Annotated in this window: 10 protein-coding genes; 7 read left to right on the top strand and 3 right to left on the bottom strand. The window is 53.7% G+C overall.

The genetic code is table 11. The features are described from left to right. The first annotated feature begins 27 nt into the window (after positions 1-27). The 3 genes from BLU30_RS09495 to BLU30_RS09485 are packed head-to-tail and all read left to right on the top strand — an operon-like array spanning position 28 to position 7163. Positions 28-6063 (top strand): InlB B-repeat-containing protein, encoded by a 6036-nt coding sequence (locus BLU30_RS09495; RefSeq protein ID WP_143024227.1) that lies wholly within the window; start codon positions 28-30, stop codon positions 6061-6063. Continuing rightward, positions 6032-6538, top strand: coding sequence for a hypothetical protein (locus BLU30_RS09490; protein ID WP_090245827.1), 507 nt, complete (start codon positions 6032-6034; stop codon positions 6536-6538). Before BLU30_RS09495 ends, BLU30_RS09490 begins: the two co-directional genes overlap by 32 nt. A 31-nt stretch (positions 6539-6569) precedes the next feature. Then, positions 6570-7163 carry a hypothetical protein gene (locus BLU30_RS09485; protein ID WP_090245825.1) on the top strand — a complete coding sequence of 198 codons (594 nt, stop codon included), beginning with the start codon at positions 6570-6572 and terminating at the stop codon, positions 7161-7163. Here BLU30_RS09485 and BLU30_RS14100 read toward each other — a convergent pair. Continuing rightward, on the bottom strand, positions 7156-7353 hold the full coding sequence (locus tag BLU30_RS14100; RefSeq protein ID WP_143024226.1) for a hypothetical protein: 198 nt from the start codon (positions 7351-7353) through the stop codon (positions 7156-7158). The two genes, BLU30_RS09485 and BLU30_RS14100, sit on opposite strands and share 8 nt — an antisense overlap. 263 nt (positions 7354-7616) lie before the next feature. Between BLU30_RS14100 and BLU30_RS09475 the strand changes: the two genes are divergently transcribed. Together BLU30_RS09475 and BLU30_RS09470 are read left to right on the top strand one after the other, a co-directional pair. Beyond that, positions 7617-10022, top strand: coding sequence for a LuxR C-terminal-related transcriptional regulator (locus BLU30_RS09475; protein ID WP_143024225.1), 2406 nt, complete (start codon positions 7617-7619; stop codon positions 10020-10022). Positions 10023-10036: 14 nt separating this feature from the next. Beyond that, positions 10037-10558 (top strand): GNAT family N-acetyltransferase, encoded by a 522-nt coding sequence (locus tag BLU30_RS09470; protein ID WP_090245869.1) that lies wholly within the window; start codon positions 10037-10039, stop codon positions 10556-10558. On the opposite strand, the gene BLU30_RS09465 is transcribed toward BLU30_RS09470, so the two are convergent. Beyond that, complete coding sequence (locus BLU30_RS09465) at positions 10510-11211, bottom strand: metallophosphoesterase (RefSeq protein ID WP_422717899.1); 702 nt, start codon at positions 11209-11211, stop codon at positions 10510-10512. The genes BLU30_RS09470 and BLU30_RS09465 overlap by 49 nt on opposite strands. 263 nt (positions 11212-11474) lie before the next feature. Here BLU30_RS09465 and BLU30_RS09460 point away from each other — a divergent pair, with 263 nt between their 5' ends. Then, complete coding sequence (locus tag BLU30_RS09460; RefSeq protein WP_090245818.1) at positions 11475-12902, top strand: APC family permease; 1428 nt, start codon at positions 11475-11477, stop codon at positions 12900-12902. Next, complete coding sequence (locus BLU30_RS09455) at positions 12903-14222, top strand: M18 family aminopeptidase (RefSeq protein WP_090245817.1); 1320 nt, start codon at positions 12903-12905, stop codon at positions 14220-14222. Positions 14223-14503: 281 nt separating this feature from the next. Here the strand turns inward: BLU30_RS09455 and BLU30_RS09450 are convergent, their stop codons facing one another. Continuing rightward, a complete protein-coding gene (locus BLU30_RS09450; RefSeq protein ID WP_090245816.1) occupies positions 14504-15412 on the bottom strand; it encodes an ROK family protein in 909 nt (302 codons plus the stop codon). Positions 15413-15486 lie beyond the last annotated feature (74 nt).

Genomic DNA, 15486 nt, shown 5'->3' with positions numbered 1-15486 from the left:
AAAAATGATGGGAGGGTATATGCAGATATGACGCATCGATATAATGGACATAAAACCAAAGGACAATGGTCAGGACCAATCCTGGTCGCTGTGCTGTTGCTTTTTTTGCTGTTGGGAGCCGGTGGATTGACGGTCCATGCCCAGAGCGTGGAAAAGCAGAATTACATGACGGATGACCAATACGCAGCCCTGGGTTTCCAAACACTCAAAGATCCGGCTGCTTTTTCGGAAGAGGATACCAGTAATCCATTATCCGGATACACCGCCAATATCCTGTCCGAGCTTTTAGTGGGCCAGATGAATCGGGATGATAACGGGAAGGACTATGTGGGCAGCTTTCAGATTATGGAAAATGCAAAAACGGCCAGCCCGGATGCCCTGAACCTGAACAACATGGCAAAGACCATCATCGGTAAGATCCAGGGGTATATTGATGCCAATGACGATGATGACATGTACACCCAGTGTAAAAACACCATCGCCCTGCGCCCTGGAAAGCTTTCTGAAACCACCCCGGATACCAAGGATATCATCATCGAAAACACCCTGTACTGTAAAGAGGGGGGCGCTTTTTATGAAGATGACAGCTACCAGGGCATCATGACCTGGACCATGGGTGAGGATCATGACTACACTGCTGGCACCCGGATCACCAAAAAGCTGGACGATGGCCACTGGGTTGGCGAGATTGAGGTCCGCCAGGCCGATGGCCTCACCGCCATGGCTGTGGGGGATTTTGACGGTGATGACTTCAACGAGGTAGCCGTCCACTGTCCGGAAAACGGCGGCGGGATCATCCGTTTTTACCAGCCTGTGTCTGATGGTAAGGGCTATAAGCTTCAGGAGGAAAAGTATACGGTGTCCCTGGGGGACATTGGCAAGCGCTTTAAGGTCAGTGATGACCTCCTGCGTCCAATGGCCCAGCTGACCACCACCCGCATGGCAGGTCGGGATGATTTAGCCATCAGCCTCTCCCTGCCCTACTCCAATACGAATCAATACTGTGACAGCAGCGCCCTGGCCATTTACAGCTTTCAAAACGGGAAGGCGAGCCAGTGCTTCAATAACGACCTGGTGGTGAACAATAACGAATACCGTTTTAAATTCCCCGCCACGGCCAATGCCGACTTAAATGGTGACAGTGTGGACGAGCTGGTGGTGGCCGGGAATAAGAATTATAGTTATAAAAACAAAGATACCAGGGGCAATATCAGCACCACCGAAAACCTGGTCAACGTGGTGCTGTACAACGGCAGCGGTTACGAGCTGGCCTGGAGCACTCCCAAGAACCTCCACGCCAACGAGCTGGTTTATAGTGAGAACGAAATGAATGCCCCGGTCACCATCACCGGCGGCCGCTATAATCCCGAACAGAAGGAGGATACGCTCTTCTGCGAGGGCGTCTATTACACCTTTGCCGGTGGCGCCGGCGAAACCGCCAATGCCATCATCAAGAACGGTACCCTGGCCTGCAATGCTGATGCGGACTTCCAGTTTGCACCGGAAGTTCAGGACATCAAGAACGCCAATGGTGTGGAGTATATCCGAGCCTTTCAGCCCTTTATCGGTCAGGCCGTTACCGCCGGCTTCGTGGAGGACAGCCGGACGACAGAGCAGACCGTTTTCGTCTCCGGTACAGACAGCCGAAATACCTTTGGCAATGCCGACTGGGTGGATATGGATATCGCCTGGATTTACAATGGAGATGGCGGCATCGTCGATGATGTCACCAATGCCTTGTACGTGGACAGCCAAGATGAGGACGATAACGGGACCCTGCTGACCCTCTGCGCCATTAACGTGGACAAAGATACGGTATACACCCAGTACCAGGGGAAAAATGTGGGCTGGTCCAGTCCTTCGGTTCAGAGTATCATGCTGTCCACCCCCTATTGGAGTGAACTGGATTACGGCAATATCGCTTCGGCCCGGGGGAGTACCACCTACGGTCTGACGGTGAGTAACGGGGATAGCCGCAACGATGCTGGGAATATCGGCCTGGGCTTAAGCTACTCCCTGGGTGGTGGCGCCGAGTTCCTTGGCACCGGGGCCAGTATGGGTTTCAGTGTGGATGCTTCGGCGGCTTATACCCGTGCCTTCCAAAGTGGTCAGACCCACAGCGATACCCTGAGCTTTACGGGGTATGGCGGCTCAGATATGCTGGGCCTCACAGTAACACCCGTGGCGATTTATAATTATAAGGTATGGGTACCGGAGCATCCGGCCACCCAGGCCGATGTGGATGCCTACGCTAAAATCCATGAGGGGAGTACGGATGGGGCACCCGCCATGGGAGATACCATCCCCGGTCAGTTCGGAGAAATGGCGGTGTCCGTTCAAATGAATCCCGTGGAGGCCTCGGTACCGGTGGAGTCCTATAACCGCACCATCCGGGAATACAACCAGACGGCAAAGGAAGATGAGAAGATTGATGAGGTGGACATCCGCGGCAGCATCTATCCTGGGATCAAGACCGGAGATCCGACTACCTACGCGTCAGACACCAGTGGCATTACGGCATCAACCGCTAATTCCGATGTTACCGTGGCCCAGAGTACCGCCGGCATCGGCATGAACGGCACGGGCAGCACGACTCTTGGTATGAGCGATACCTATACCGAAAGTACCTCCAATGGCTATACGGTGAATATTAAAGCGGCCCTCACGGAGACCATCAAGGCGGGGCTGAACCTGGTTATTGTCAATATCGGTGAGGAAACCAAGCTGAGCCAGGCCATTTCCGGGGGTTGGTCCCAGACCTGGACCACGACCACCTCCAGATCAGCCAGCTTCAGTGGGACTCTCCCCTCCTTACCCGCCTCGGCGCAGACAGGAACCGGCCCCGACGGCAACCCCACCTCCGCCTATGCCTTCAGCACCACCCTGGCCGAATGGAACACCGTGCTGGGGAATGGGGAAACTTTAGATACAGAAGAAGGGGAAACCATCTATGGCAAGGCCCAGGTATTGGGCTACCTGGTGGATGGCACGGATGGGTCACCCAAGGCCCTGCCCACCGACCTTCATGTGCTGGCCACCACCACCGATTCCGCCGTGCTGGCATGGACACCGCCGGCGGATAATGGACGGCGGCCTGGATCCTATAAGGTCTACTACTCCAAAGATAATGCCAGCTATCAGCCTGTCAAACGCGGGGGCAGTGACCTCATCGTCAAGGGGGATTCGGTTGGCTGTGTGGTGGGTGGATTGCTCAGTGACACCCAGTATTATTTCAGACTGGAGGCCTATGGCGGTCCGGATGCCACCGGGGATAAGAGCGTCCTGGGGCCCTACGCCCAGGGCAAGACCAAGGCAGCCGACACCGCCTTCGCCCCCATCATCGACACCCCACCCGTGGATTTGTATAAAAACATTGGCGACTCGGCAGAATTCAGCATTACAGCCCATGCCCAGAATGAAGGAGACACCTTAAGCTATCAGTGGCAGAAGCTGACCCTCACGAATTACAGCGTGTCCTGGGACGATATCCAGGGGCAGACTGCGGCCACCTTTAACGCCGCGCATTACGCAGCAGAGGGTATCATCAATACGGCCAATGCGGATGAACTGGATGGCTCGGTCTACCGCTGCGTGGTTACTGAAACGGCGGCCAGCGGCAATCAATACGCCAGCCGGACGAGCCGGGCAGCCACCCTTCATATCGGAGAGGGACAGGCGGCAGCCCTGACCCTGGCAGTTCCCGCAGACCAGGCCGCCGTGCTGGATGAAAGCACGGATGGGCAGTCGGTCACGGCCCTTTCGCAGCGGACGCTTAACCTCACCGGCAGTCTGACGGGAATTCCGGCGGCCATACAAAATGGCGAAATGGCGGAGGACCGGGAAATCCTAGTACTTGAAAGCGTCAATCTGGGACAAGCGACGGTCCGGGTTCATCTGGTGAATGATGCCACGAAGGTTCAGACTGAAGTCTACACGGCAACCACGGATGCCCAGGGGAATTATACGGTCCCGATTCCCGATGGGTTGCAAACCGGCCATTACACCCTGGTGTCGACCAACCTCACCGATGGGGAAACGAAAACCACCTGGTCCAGCCCGATTTCTCTGGAAGTGCTGGATGTGAATACCCCCCACAGCATCACTTATGAATTAAACGGGGGGACCAACGCAGCCAGTAATCCCGCGGTGTTCACCCTGGACAGCGGTGTCATCACCCTGGCAGATGCCGGGAAGCTGGGGGCCACCTTCACCGGGTGGTATCGGGATGCGGACCTCACCCAGAAGGTTACGACAATCGACACAGCTGCAGAAACCGGGGACCTCACCCTGTACGCGGGGTGGCAGAACATCGACTACCCCATCACCTATGAGCTGGAGGGCGGTACCAACGCCGAAACGAACCCCAGCACCTACACGGTTGCAGACCGCATCACCTTGGATGCCCCTACCAAGGCGGAGGCCAGCTTCGCGGGCTGGTACAGCGACGCGGCCCGCACCCAGCCCACCACGGGCATCACCCCAGGCACTACGGGGGATATCACCTTCTATGCCAAATGGGAGTCCGTCACGCCGGCGGATCCTCCGGTGGATCCGGATATCAACGGGGCATACCCCATTTCGAATTATGAAGAGCTGGTAGCCGTGGCCCAGGCCATAAATGTTGATCCCATCCATTATGCCAATGCTGATTATTACCTCACCGGGAATATCAACGGCGACGGTAAGGCCTGGACCCTGCCCATAGGCAGTGAAGCGTATCCCTTTACCGGAAGCTTTGATGGTCGGGATTACTATATCCTGAGCCTGGAAATATCTGGACAAGCCGGCGAAAATCAAGGTCTCTTCGATACCATCGGTAGCGAAGGGTTAGTAAAAAACCTCTCCGTCGTCAATCTGGATTGGAATGGCACCGGGGGCATTACCGGTGGATTGGCAGCCGTTAACAAAGGCACTATCACCGGCTGCGGCAGCGGGGTGAACATCACCACCGGCGGCACCTATTTTGAAAATGGTGTGGCCGTCCCTGTATCAGAGCTGAACTCCGATGTCAAGGGAGAGCGCGCCGGGGGACTGGTGGGCATCAACCAAGGCGCCATCCTGGATTGCCGGAGCAATGCCGTGGTCCATGGCGAGACGGCCGGGGGCATCACTGCAGAGAATACGGGCATCATCCGGAATGTGTATAATACCGGTGCGGTCACTGGCAGCAGTATCGCCGGGGGGATCGTCGGCAGCAATAGAAACCTCGCTCAAAATGGCTACAGCAATCAGGATGTCCTGGGCGACGGCGCCATAGGGGCCATCGCCGGAAGCAATGCCGGCACCCTGGGTAAATTCTACTATGTCAATACCATGGCCCAGGCGGTGGGGAGCACTGACGGTGTGGCCACCCAAGGGATCGATGATGAACACATCGCCATGGCGGCAGAAGCCATGCGCAGCCAGACCTTTTGCGATATGTTAAATGCCGACATCCAAGGCCAGGATCAGAGGCAATGGACATCGAAGGCATCTGAAAACGGCGGCTATCCGCGGATCATGAAATCCGTGCTGGTGTCCACAACCCTTGTGGATCCCCTGACGGGTATCCAGGTCACCGGCAGCATCCATCCCGATGCCACTCTGCAAATCCGTCGGGTCGCTGAGGGGGATGCCAGCTATCAGGCCCTTGCAGATGCTGACCGGGATACGGTGGGCCGGAAGGCCTACGCCATGGAGCTTTTATATGCGGATGGGACCCGGGCCTCCTTCGAAGGGAAGCTCACCGTGACCTTCCCGGTGGATTGGCTGGGACAGCATGTTCGCATGCAGGTCGAGCATCTGCGGGATGGACGCTTTGCTAAATATGGGGCCGCCATTGAGGACGGCCGGGTTGCCGTCACTGTAGAAGAGTTGGGGACCTTTGGATTAACACCCCTCTCTGTGGCATCCCCTTCAGCTGGTGGAGCCGCTCCCAATGCGGCTACGGGCATTACGGGACAGCAGTCCTCAACCTCATGGGTCATCACTCTGGTCTTGGGGACCGCTCTCATCCTGGGGGGATACGGCATCCATTTGGAAAGGAAACGACGTGGGAAACGAGACAAATCGAATAACGAATAAGAAGAAAACCATCATCATCGGCTTAAGTCTCCTGGCGATTTTAATCGCCGGGGTGCTGGCCTGGCGGCTGTGGTTCGCCCCGGCAAAAAACGCAGGGGGCAGCTATGTCGACCCCAATGCTTCGGCCTGGGACGATCAGGTCGCCGCACCCACCGCGGTGTCCGGCAGCATTCAGATTCCCGGCTATACCACGGCCACCATGAACCGTGGTGATGGTGAGCTGGCTTTGCGCATCGGGAATCCCGAGGGCAACGCCTGCTACCTCCAGGCCACACTAAAGTTGGAGGATGGCACCGAGCTGTATGAAACCGGGCTGATGGCGCCGGGAACCGGCTATGAAACCGTGCCCATCAGCCAATCCCTGGCACCCGGTGAATACACCGCATTGGTCCATTACCAGGGCTACACCATGGACGATCAGCGAAGTCCCCTCAATGGGGCGGATTCCGCCTTGACGTTAATCGTCAGTGAATAACAGAGGATAAAAAAGAAAAGAGGTTAATACGATGAAGCTAAAAATTATGGTCATGGTGGGCTTGCTCTGCGCCCTGTGCGCCACCCCGGCCCTGGCCCAGGATTTGACGAATTTGACACCCAGTGGCTCAACCGAAGTCACCGGGGTGGTGTCCAATCAAAACCCCGGAGGCGTCAGCTACATCATCGCCATTCCGGATAAGGTGGATTTTGGAACCATCCAGCAGCCGGGGGATAATCAAACGACCCATCATAAGGATGTTACCTTTACCGTATCCGCTACAGAAATCACCAATCTGACACAGGGCCAGGTCGCGGTGCTGATGAAGGATGGCACCGGGGATGGGGTCACGGATTTTAGAATCCACGGGAAGGACACCGTCAACACGGGCAAAAGCCTAAAATACAGCGTGCTGGATAACGCGAAGAATGACATCCAAACCGGAACCGACTATCCCAACGGGAACCTCATCGCAACCTTTAAGGCAACAGGAAACACCGTTAACGGTACCCTGCGCCTGGATCAAAACCAGCTCTTTATGGAAGACCTGACCAAGTGGGCCGGAAACTTCTCAGGTACCATCAATTTTTATAGCACTGTCGTCACTGTGGATGATATCAACTAAAAAACCAATGCTTGGGGTGGTGATGGTGATCCTGCTCTTCTGTATGGGTCTGTGCGCCGTCCGAGTTGAAGCAGAAGGCCGCTCTGAAGGCACTACCCAGGTCCAGGGCCAGGTGATTGAGGTTCCAGCGCCCCCTCCCAGCCCTTCCCCGGCTCCGGGAGGTTCCTCCGCCGTGGATACCGGTCTTCAAGCAATCCCTTCCTTTTGGGCCCACGCCCTTTTGCTGATTAGTGCCCTCGTCCTCCTGCTGTGGTTGGTGCGTCCCGATAAATTGCGGTGAATCCCATTCATCCTCGCCCGGGCCGTCCGGAGCACCTGATTTACCCTTAAAGCCTGGCTTTCGTCAGGTTTTTTTGTATTTCACACCCCAAGCATGTCTTTCACACCATTTCCCTTGAAAACGAAGGCCCTCCATTGGATAATAAAGGTAAATCAGAAGAAACGGGGGAAAAAATGGCAGACCAAATGGAAAATATTTATTGGAAGCAGCCCCTTCATATATTATCCGAATCCACCCAAAAGGTGGTATATCTCTTTGCGAAAATGGGCTGGGGAAAAACGGAAATTGTCAAACAATGGCTGGAGGAGGAAAAACATCCCCACCACTGGATTGACTGTACCCAAAGAACCACATGGGGTAAGCTTAAGGAGTGGCTATCCCTTGAGCCTTCGGACAATTGTCACTTTATCATATTGGATAGCTTTCAGAATATCCGAAATACTGAGCGTCTGACAGAACTCATGGCAGATATCAAGGCATCACCAAAGGCCTATCGCTTCATCATTATGAGCCGGACCATGGTCCCTTCAGTACTGCGTCCGATGATGATCAGACGGGAACTGAAAGTCATGGGGGAATCGGAGCTTTCAATGGATAAGGCGGCAGTCAAGACCTATCTGGCCCAGGACAATATCCAGGCAACCGATGAAGAGGCCGCAGAAATTCGGGCGATTTCCGGTGGATGGCCCATGGCCCTCAATGCTATTATTTTAGAAATCAAGGAAAATGGCGGCACTCCCATCAGGGGATGTCGTTATGTCCAGTCCCGGCGTTATTTGTACGATTTGATTGCCGAGGAAATCTATTTGCCCCTGGGAGGGGATTTGCGCCGGAATCTGATGCTCCTTGGGATGTATGAAACCTTTGATGAAGAAATGGCAGCTGTTCTGATGGACGTGGACAATCCCCGGCCCATCCTCCAGGACATCCTGCAAATTGGAAGCTTTCTGACAGAGTTTGAGCCTGGGAAGTATCATTTCACGCCCTTTATGTATTACTTTTTTATGGATCGCCGGGAACGCTGTGACCAACAACAAATCTATATTGAGGCAAACCGTCGCCTGGGGCACTACTTTGAGGCGAAGGCTGAGTATGTGTCTGCTCTGGAGGCATTCTATACCTACGGATTATATGAAGAGGGGATCCGGGTCCTTAAAACTGTGCTGTCCCGACCACCCGATTCTGATGTCTATTACGAGATGGAGCCTTTTTTAGAGAAAACCCCGGCCCTGTGCGTAGAACGAGACCCTCTGTTGTGCTATAGTATGGCTATGATCCACAGCCTGAACTATCGGGTGGCAGAGTGTAAAGATTGGTATGACCGGCTCCTTGCCCTAGAGGCAGAAGGGGGATGGAGCGCTGAGGAACTTAAGGTCATTCGTATCGCCGTCATTCACGGAAAGATTGCCATTCCCTGTGTGTTAGGGGACCGGAAAGTCATCCGGCCTCTGCTGGAAGGGGCCGCTTTAATACGTAGCGGGGTGAACCTCTTTAACGGATTTACCGTAACGGGAAACCAACCCCGAATCATGGCCGGAAGCCGGGATTTTTGTAATTGGTGTCATCATGCGCGGCTTTTGGAAAAATTTTTAAAACGCCCACTCCAGCAGCTGTTAGGGAAAAAAGCGGTGGGTATTGTGGATATCGGCTTTGGCGAGAAAAGCTACCAGGAGGATGATTTGGATACTTGCCTGATCCATGCCGCCAAAGCCCTGGCAGATTGTGAGGGCGGTGGGACATTGGATACCCTTTTTGTGGCTAAGGCCCTCCTGGCCCAGGGGCTGGTGGCTCGGGGTAAGCTGGGAGAGGCAAAGAGTACCATGCTGGGCTTTCGGGATCGGCTGGTGGAAGAGGGCGGAGAGGCCCTTTTGCGCAATGTAATGGCCTTTCGCATTGGCCAATCCCTGCTGGAAGGTCCGAATCCAGGAGCGATTGAATGGCTGGAGGATGAAGGGATCGACGAAAGCATAGCCTTTCACACCACGGATCGATATGGCTATCTCATTAAAATTCGGGCGCTTTTATGCAGTGGGGGTGTGGAGCGGGCCCTGCCTTTGATCGAGCTGATCCATGCCTATGCCCTGGACTATCAACGGACTTATAATGTCATGGAAACGCTGGTACTAAAGGCCATCTGTCTCCATAAGATGGGGCGGATGACCAATGCCCTGGCAGCCCTGGAGAAGGCCCTGGCTATGGCTAGGAACTATCATTTTATAAGGGTCTTTGCCGATGAAGGTGGGGGAATTCTACCAGTGCTGGAGGCCTTGCCCAAGACCTCCCGGGAGGAAGACTTTGTCAAAAAAGTGACTGAGGCCACCCGGGCTTTTCAGGAGCAATACCCCAAATACTACGGGGTTCAGGGTAAGCTGGATAAGGGCCTGTTAACCAATGCAGAGCAGGTGGTTCTTAGCCAGATTGCCACTGGACGAAGTAATGTAGAAATTGCTGAATTCCTTTCCGTTTCCCTGGCCACCGTTAAAACCCATATCAACCGGATTTATCATAAGCTGGGGGTTAAAAACAGAACCCAGGCTCTCCTTAAGGCGGAACGTTTGGGTATTATTGAAAATGGATGAAAGGCACAAAAGTAATGATGACGATACGAAAAACAGCCCGAGCAGATTTGCCGGAACTGATGGACCTCTTTGCAGAGGCCCGGGTCTTTATGGCAAAGATGGGTAATGCCACCCAATGGGTCGATGGTTATCCCGGCAGGACCCAAATTGAGGAAGATATGGAAAGGGGGCATAGCTATGTCTGTGAAGAACAGGGAGAAATCCTGGGGACCTTCTATTTTCCACCAGGACCCGACCCGACGTATACCCGCATTGACGGCGGGACCTGGCTAAACGATGCGCCCTACCATGTCATTCATCGCATCGCCACCAGAGGAGGGACCACCGGGGTGGCCGGCTTCTGTCTGGAATATTGCAAATCCCTGGATGCGAATATCCGCATTGACACCCATCGGAACAATGTGCCCATGCAGAATTTCCTGAAAAAGCATGGTTTCTGCTATTGTGGGATCATCTATCTGGAAAATGGGGATGAGCGGCTGGCGTATCAGTTAATCTCCACTACCACAATTTCCGGTGCATTAAGAAAACGATAGGGGACCATGGTAACGCCGATGCCCTGGCTGACGTAGAGCTGGACGGTATCGGAGCGGCCTAAATCGGTACTGGTGTAGAGGCCTTTGGTGTATTTTTTACCCTCTTCGGGGTACATCAGACGGGTGAGAAAGGGCAGACTCACCTGACCGCCGTGGGAATGGCCGGAGAGAATTAAGCCCCCACCGGTGGCAGTGATGACATCGGCCATATCAGGCTCATGAATCAGAATCAAGTTGTAATCGCCGTTGTCTAAGCTGTAATCCCCGGCATCTGTATGGCCAAGGAGGGCGTCATCGTAACCCACAATGCGCAGGCCCCGATGGGACAGGAATTCGCTGGTGTTTTCAAGGAGGGTGAATCCTCCGGCGGTCATGATATCGGGGTAGATCCACTCTGCTCCGCCACCGTAATCGTGATTTCCCCATACGGCGTACTTTCCGTCGGTGGCCTGGATACGGGCCAGCTCAGCCGAGAGGGCATCGGTATCCAGGGCGTAGCCATCCCGGGTGTAGTTATCGATGAAGTCCCCTCCAAAGACCACCACATCTGGGTTTTGGGCGTTGATTTGATCTACAATCCGGGTAAGATTTTCCTGGGAATACAGGGTGCCGAAGTGGGTATCTGAGAAATAAACTACCCGGGTAGCGGCCACAGAATCCGGTGCAGTGATGGATTCCCGATGGACGGTGAGCAGGCTGGGCTCGATATAGCGGCTGTACGCCCATAGCGCACAGGGAATGCCAATAAGAATCAGTAATATAATCATCAGTTTTTTTAAGAATCGGAACACTCTTTTACCTCGCTTTGGGTTTATCCTAACATTTGAAGATAAGAATATCTTTAAGAATGGTGATAATTTAATTTTTAAATGGTAAAATATAGATATATTTTATGAAATAGTGAGGAGAACTTTTTATGAATGGATTAGACAACGGTAACGGCAAAAAGCTGTTGTGGTACAACCTCGCCTTCATGGCCTTTACGGCAGTGTGGGGCTTTGGGAATGTCATCAATGGCTTTGCCACCTACGGTGGCGTACGGGCTGTGGTTCCGTGGCTTATCATCTTTATCCTGTATTTTGTGCCCTATTCTCTGATGGTGGGGGAAATGGGATCAGTGTTCCCAGAGGCCGGAGGCGGCGTCAGCTCTTGGATTCTAAAGACGATCGGGCCAACGGCAGCCTTCTACGCAGGCTGGACCTACTGGATTGTCCATATGCCTTATATCTCACAGAAGCCCAATAGCATCCTCATTGCGGCCAGCTGGATTTTCTACCAGGATGCCCGTATCAGCCAGATGAGCACCCTTCTGATCCAGGGTCTTGGTCTGGTCATTTTTGCCATTGCCGTTTATCTGGCCAGCCGGGGAATGTCTTTTTTGAAAAAAATCTCCACGGTGGCCGGGATGGCTGTGTTTATCATGTCCCTTCTGTATATCCTGATGATGTGGACAGCACCAGCCATTACCGGAGCTGCGGTAAATAAAATCGATTGGTCCTTTAGCAATTTTATGCCAGAATTCAACCTGCAATTTTTTACAAGCTTTTCGATTTTAGTGTTCGCCGTAGGAGGATGCGAAAAGATTTCGCCTTATGTTAACCAGATGAAGAGTCCCTCTAAGGACTTTCCCCGGGGGATGATTGCCCTGGCCATTATGGTGGCGGGCTGTGCCATTCTGGGGACCATCGCTATGGGGATGATGTTTGACTCCAATAATATCCCCAAGGATTTGATGACCAACGGAGCCTACTACGCCTTCCAGAAGCTGGGTGGATATTATAACCTGGGCAATAGCCTGATGGTTATTTACGCGGTGGCTAACTTTATCCAGAACGTGGCCGTTATCATTATTTCCATTGACGCTCCCCTGCGGATGCTCTTAGATAATGCGGATGATAACTTTATTCCCAAGGCATTATTTAAACGCAATGAGAAGGGTGTTTACACCAATGGTCTCAAAATGATTTCGGTTATCGTTGGGTTCCTCATTATCATTCCGGCCTTTGGGATCGGCAGTGTGGATGAGCTGGTAAAATGGCTGATTAAGGTGAACTCGGTGTGTATGCCCCTGCGCTACCTCTGGGTGTTTGTCGCCTATATCGCCCTGAAGAAGGCCATGGATAAATTTGGCAAGGGGGATTACACCTTTATCAAAAGCAAGACCTTTGGCATCATCGTCGGGGGCTGGTGCTTTGCAGTTACCGCCGTGGCCTGCGTCATGGGGATGTACTCTGAGGATACCTTCCAGCTGATTATGAATATTGTCACCCCCATCGTTCTGGTCGCCTTGGGACTGATTATGCCTTATCTGGCCAAGCGGAGTAAAGCGAAGGAGGACCTTTAAATGAGACAAGAAGGGTCACGAACCATTTCCCAGGAAATGATGACCTTTATTAAGGACCATCCCACCAGCTTCCATGTGGTGGCGGGGATGGGAGAAATGCTGGAGGCGGCGGGGTATACCCGCCTCCTCGAAAGCGCCCCGTGGAGCCTTGTGGCTGGGGGTAAGTACTATGTCACCCGGAATGGATCGGCACTCATGGCCTTTCAGATTCCCCGGACAGATTATAATGGCTTTATGATTATGGCCAGCCACAGTGATGCTCCAACCTTTAAGCTGAAGGAAAACCCAGAAATTAAAACGGCTGGAGCCTATACGACGCTGAACGTGGAGCTTTATGGCGGGGCCATTTTATCCCCTTGGTTTGACCGGCCATTGTCCATTGCCGGGCGTTTGCTGGTTCGGGATGGTGAGACCATCCGCACCCAGCTCGTAAAAATTGATCGGGACCTGGTCCTCATTCCCAATTTGGCCATCCACATGAACCGGGAAGTCAACGCTGGGTATAAGTATAACGTCCAGCGGGATCTGCTGCCACTTTACGGCGGTGGGGATGCCCGCAGCATTCAAAGGGTCATGGCGGAAGCCGCTGGCGTCTCACCAGAGGCCATCATCGGAAGTGATTTGTACCTGTACAACCGCACCGCACCCAGCATTTGGGGAGAGGGAGAGGAATTTATGTCCAGTCCCCGCTTAGATGACACCCAGTGCGCCTATTCCTCCCTCCGGGGCTTCCTGGAATCGGCACCGATTCATAGTGTGGCGGTCCATGCCGTCTTTGATAATGAAGAGGTGGGATCCTCCACCAAACAGGGGGCCGCATCGACCTTTTTAAAGGATACCCTGATGCGCATTAACGCAGGCCTGGGCCGCAGCGAAACGGAATATCTCCGTGCACTGGCCCAAAGCTTTATGCTTTCAGCGGATAATGGACACGCCCTCCATCCCAATTATGCGGATAAGACGGACCCGGTGAATCAGCCAGTACTGGGAGGTGGGGTCATTATTAAATACAGCGCCAACCAGAAGTACACCACTGATGGGGTGTCGGCAGCCCTGTGTAAAACCCTGTGTGAGGCGGGGGATATCCCTCACCAGGTTTTCGTTAACCGTTCGGATATTTTAGGCGGATCCACCCTGGGGAATCTCTCGGGGAACCAGGTCGCCATAAATACGGTGGATGTGGGACTGGCCCAGCTGGCCATGCATTCCCCCTACGAAACCGGCGCCGTTAGTGATACGGCCTGTATGGTTGCCCTGGCCCGTCAGCTTTTTGACAGCAGCCTAGTGGAAACCGGGGCGGGGGAGTACACCTTTGTATAGATAAAAAACCGGCAGTACGCCGGTCTTAGTGTGATGACAAACCCAGGTCAGGGTGATGATAAAAATACGAGAACCCCGGCTGCCCCTGCGGGCTGTTCATCAAATTAAGAAAATAAACCTGTCTTAAACCCTATCAAAACCGAAGGTTTTGCGTACTGACGATTGGGGGCTTTCCTTTTGTTCATCAGCGCTTGGGGTCCGGGGTGAATCTTTTTTATCCTCTCCCTGACCGTGCTGCACCACTTTGTCAACAGCCTGAAACCGGCAGTACGCCGGTTTTTTTATGCGGATAATCCAGCCTTGGAAAAGGCAAGATAAGCGGCCCCTAAAAGGCCGCTGTCTTCATTTAAGGTAGAGGGCACGATTTTGAGGGTGGGGCGCAGCACCGGCAGTACCTTGGCCGCCACCCGCTTTTCCACATCGGATACAAAGCCCGGGGTTTTCATGGCGACGCTGCCCCCTAAAATGACGATTTCAGGATCCATCAGGGCGTAAATGATGCCAATAAAATTGGCCAGATAATTTTTAGCATCTTCCATGATACTATGGGCGATGGCATCGCCCCGGACATCCAGGGCCGCTACCTCACCGGCGTGGGCCACGGTCAAACCACAAGCCCGGGCCCGATGGGTAATGGCTGTGCCGCTGGCAATGGCTTCAATGGCACCTGGTGGGAGAATGCCCGCAGCGGGTCCATCCTGCCAGAGGCAGGCAGCCGCCACTTCACCGCCGAAGCCGTGGGCCCCCTGATAAATTTGCTTATCAATGACGAAGCCAGCGCCGATACCGGTGGAGATGGTGAGAAACTGGACATAGCAAAAATCTTTTCCCTCACCCACCACTGCTTCCGCCAGGCCTGCTAAATTAGCGTCGTTTTCCAGAAAGACAGGTAATCCTGTGGCCTGGGACAGGGCATCCACTAAGGGGAAGCCGAACCAGCTTTGGTCCAGATTCGGAGTGACGATGATGGTTCCAGCCCTAAGATCCAGGGGGCCGGGACAGGACATTCCAATTCCACAAATATCGAAGGAGGACAGTTCAGCCAAAACTCCTTCGATTTTTTTGATGGTCGCCTCGGGATCTGAGACTACCGTGGGAAATTGAACCCGTTTTACCATCTCCATCCCATGATTCACCAGGGCGACCCGGGTGTTGGTGCCGCCAATATCAATTCCTATTGCATAGTTCATTGCTTTCCTCCAGGGTGTTTCCTTTAGCATAACAATTTGCCTGGGGAGGTGCAATGCTTTCCCTTAATTTTATT

The sequence above is a fragment of the Eubacterium barkeri genome, from assembly GCF_900107125.1.
In the GTDB taxonomy this organism is placed as follows: domain Bacteria; phylum Bacillota; class Clostridia; order Eubacteriales; family Eubacteriaceae; genus Eubacterium_O; species Eubacterium_O barkeri.
Note: the sequence above shows the minus strand (reverse complement) of the source record. Positions and strands in the feature narration are given on the sequence as shown.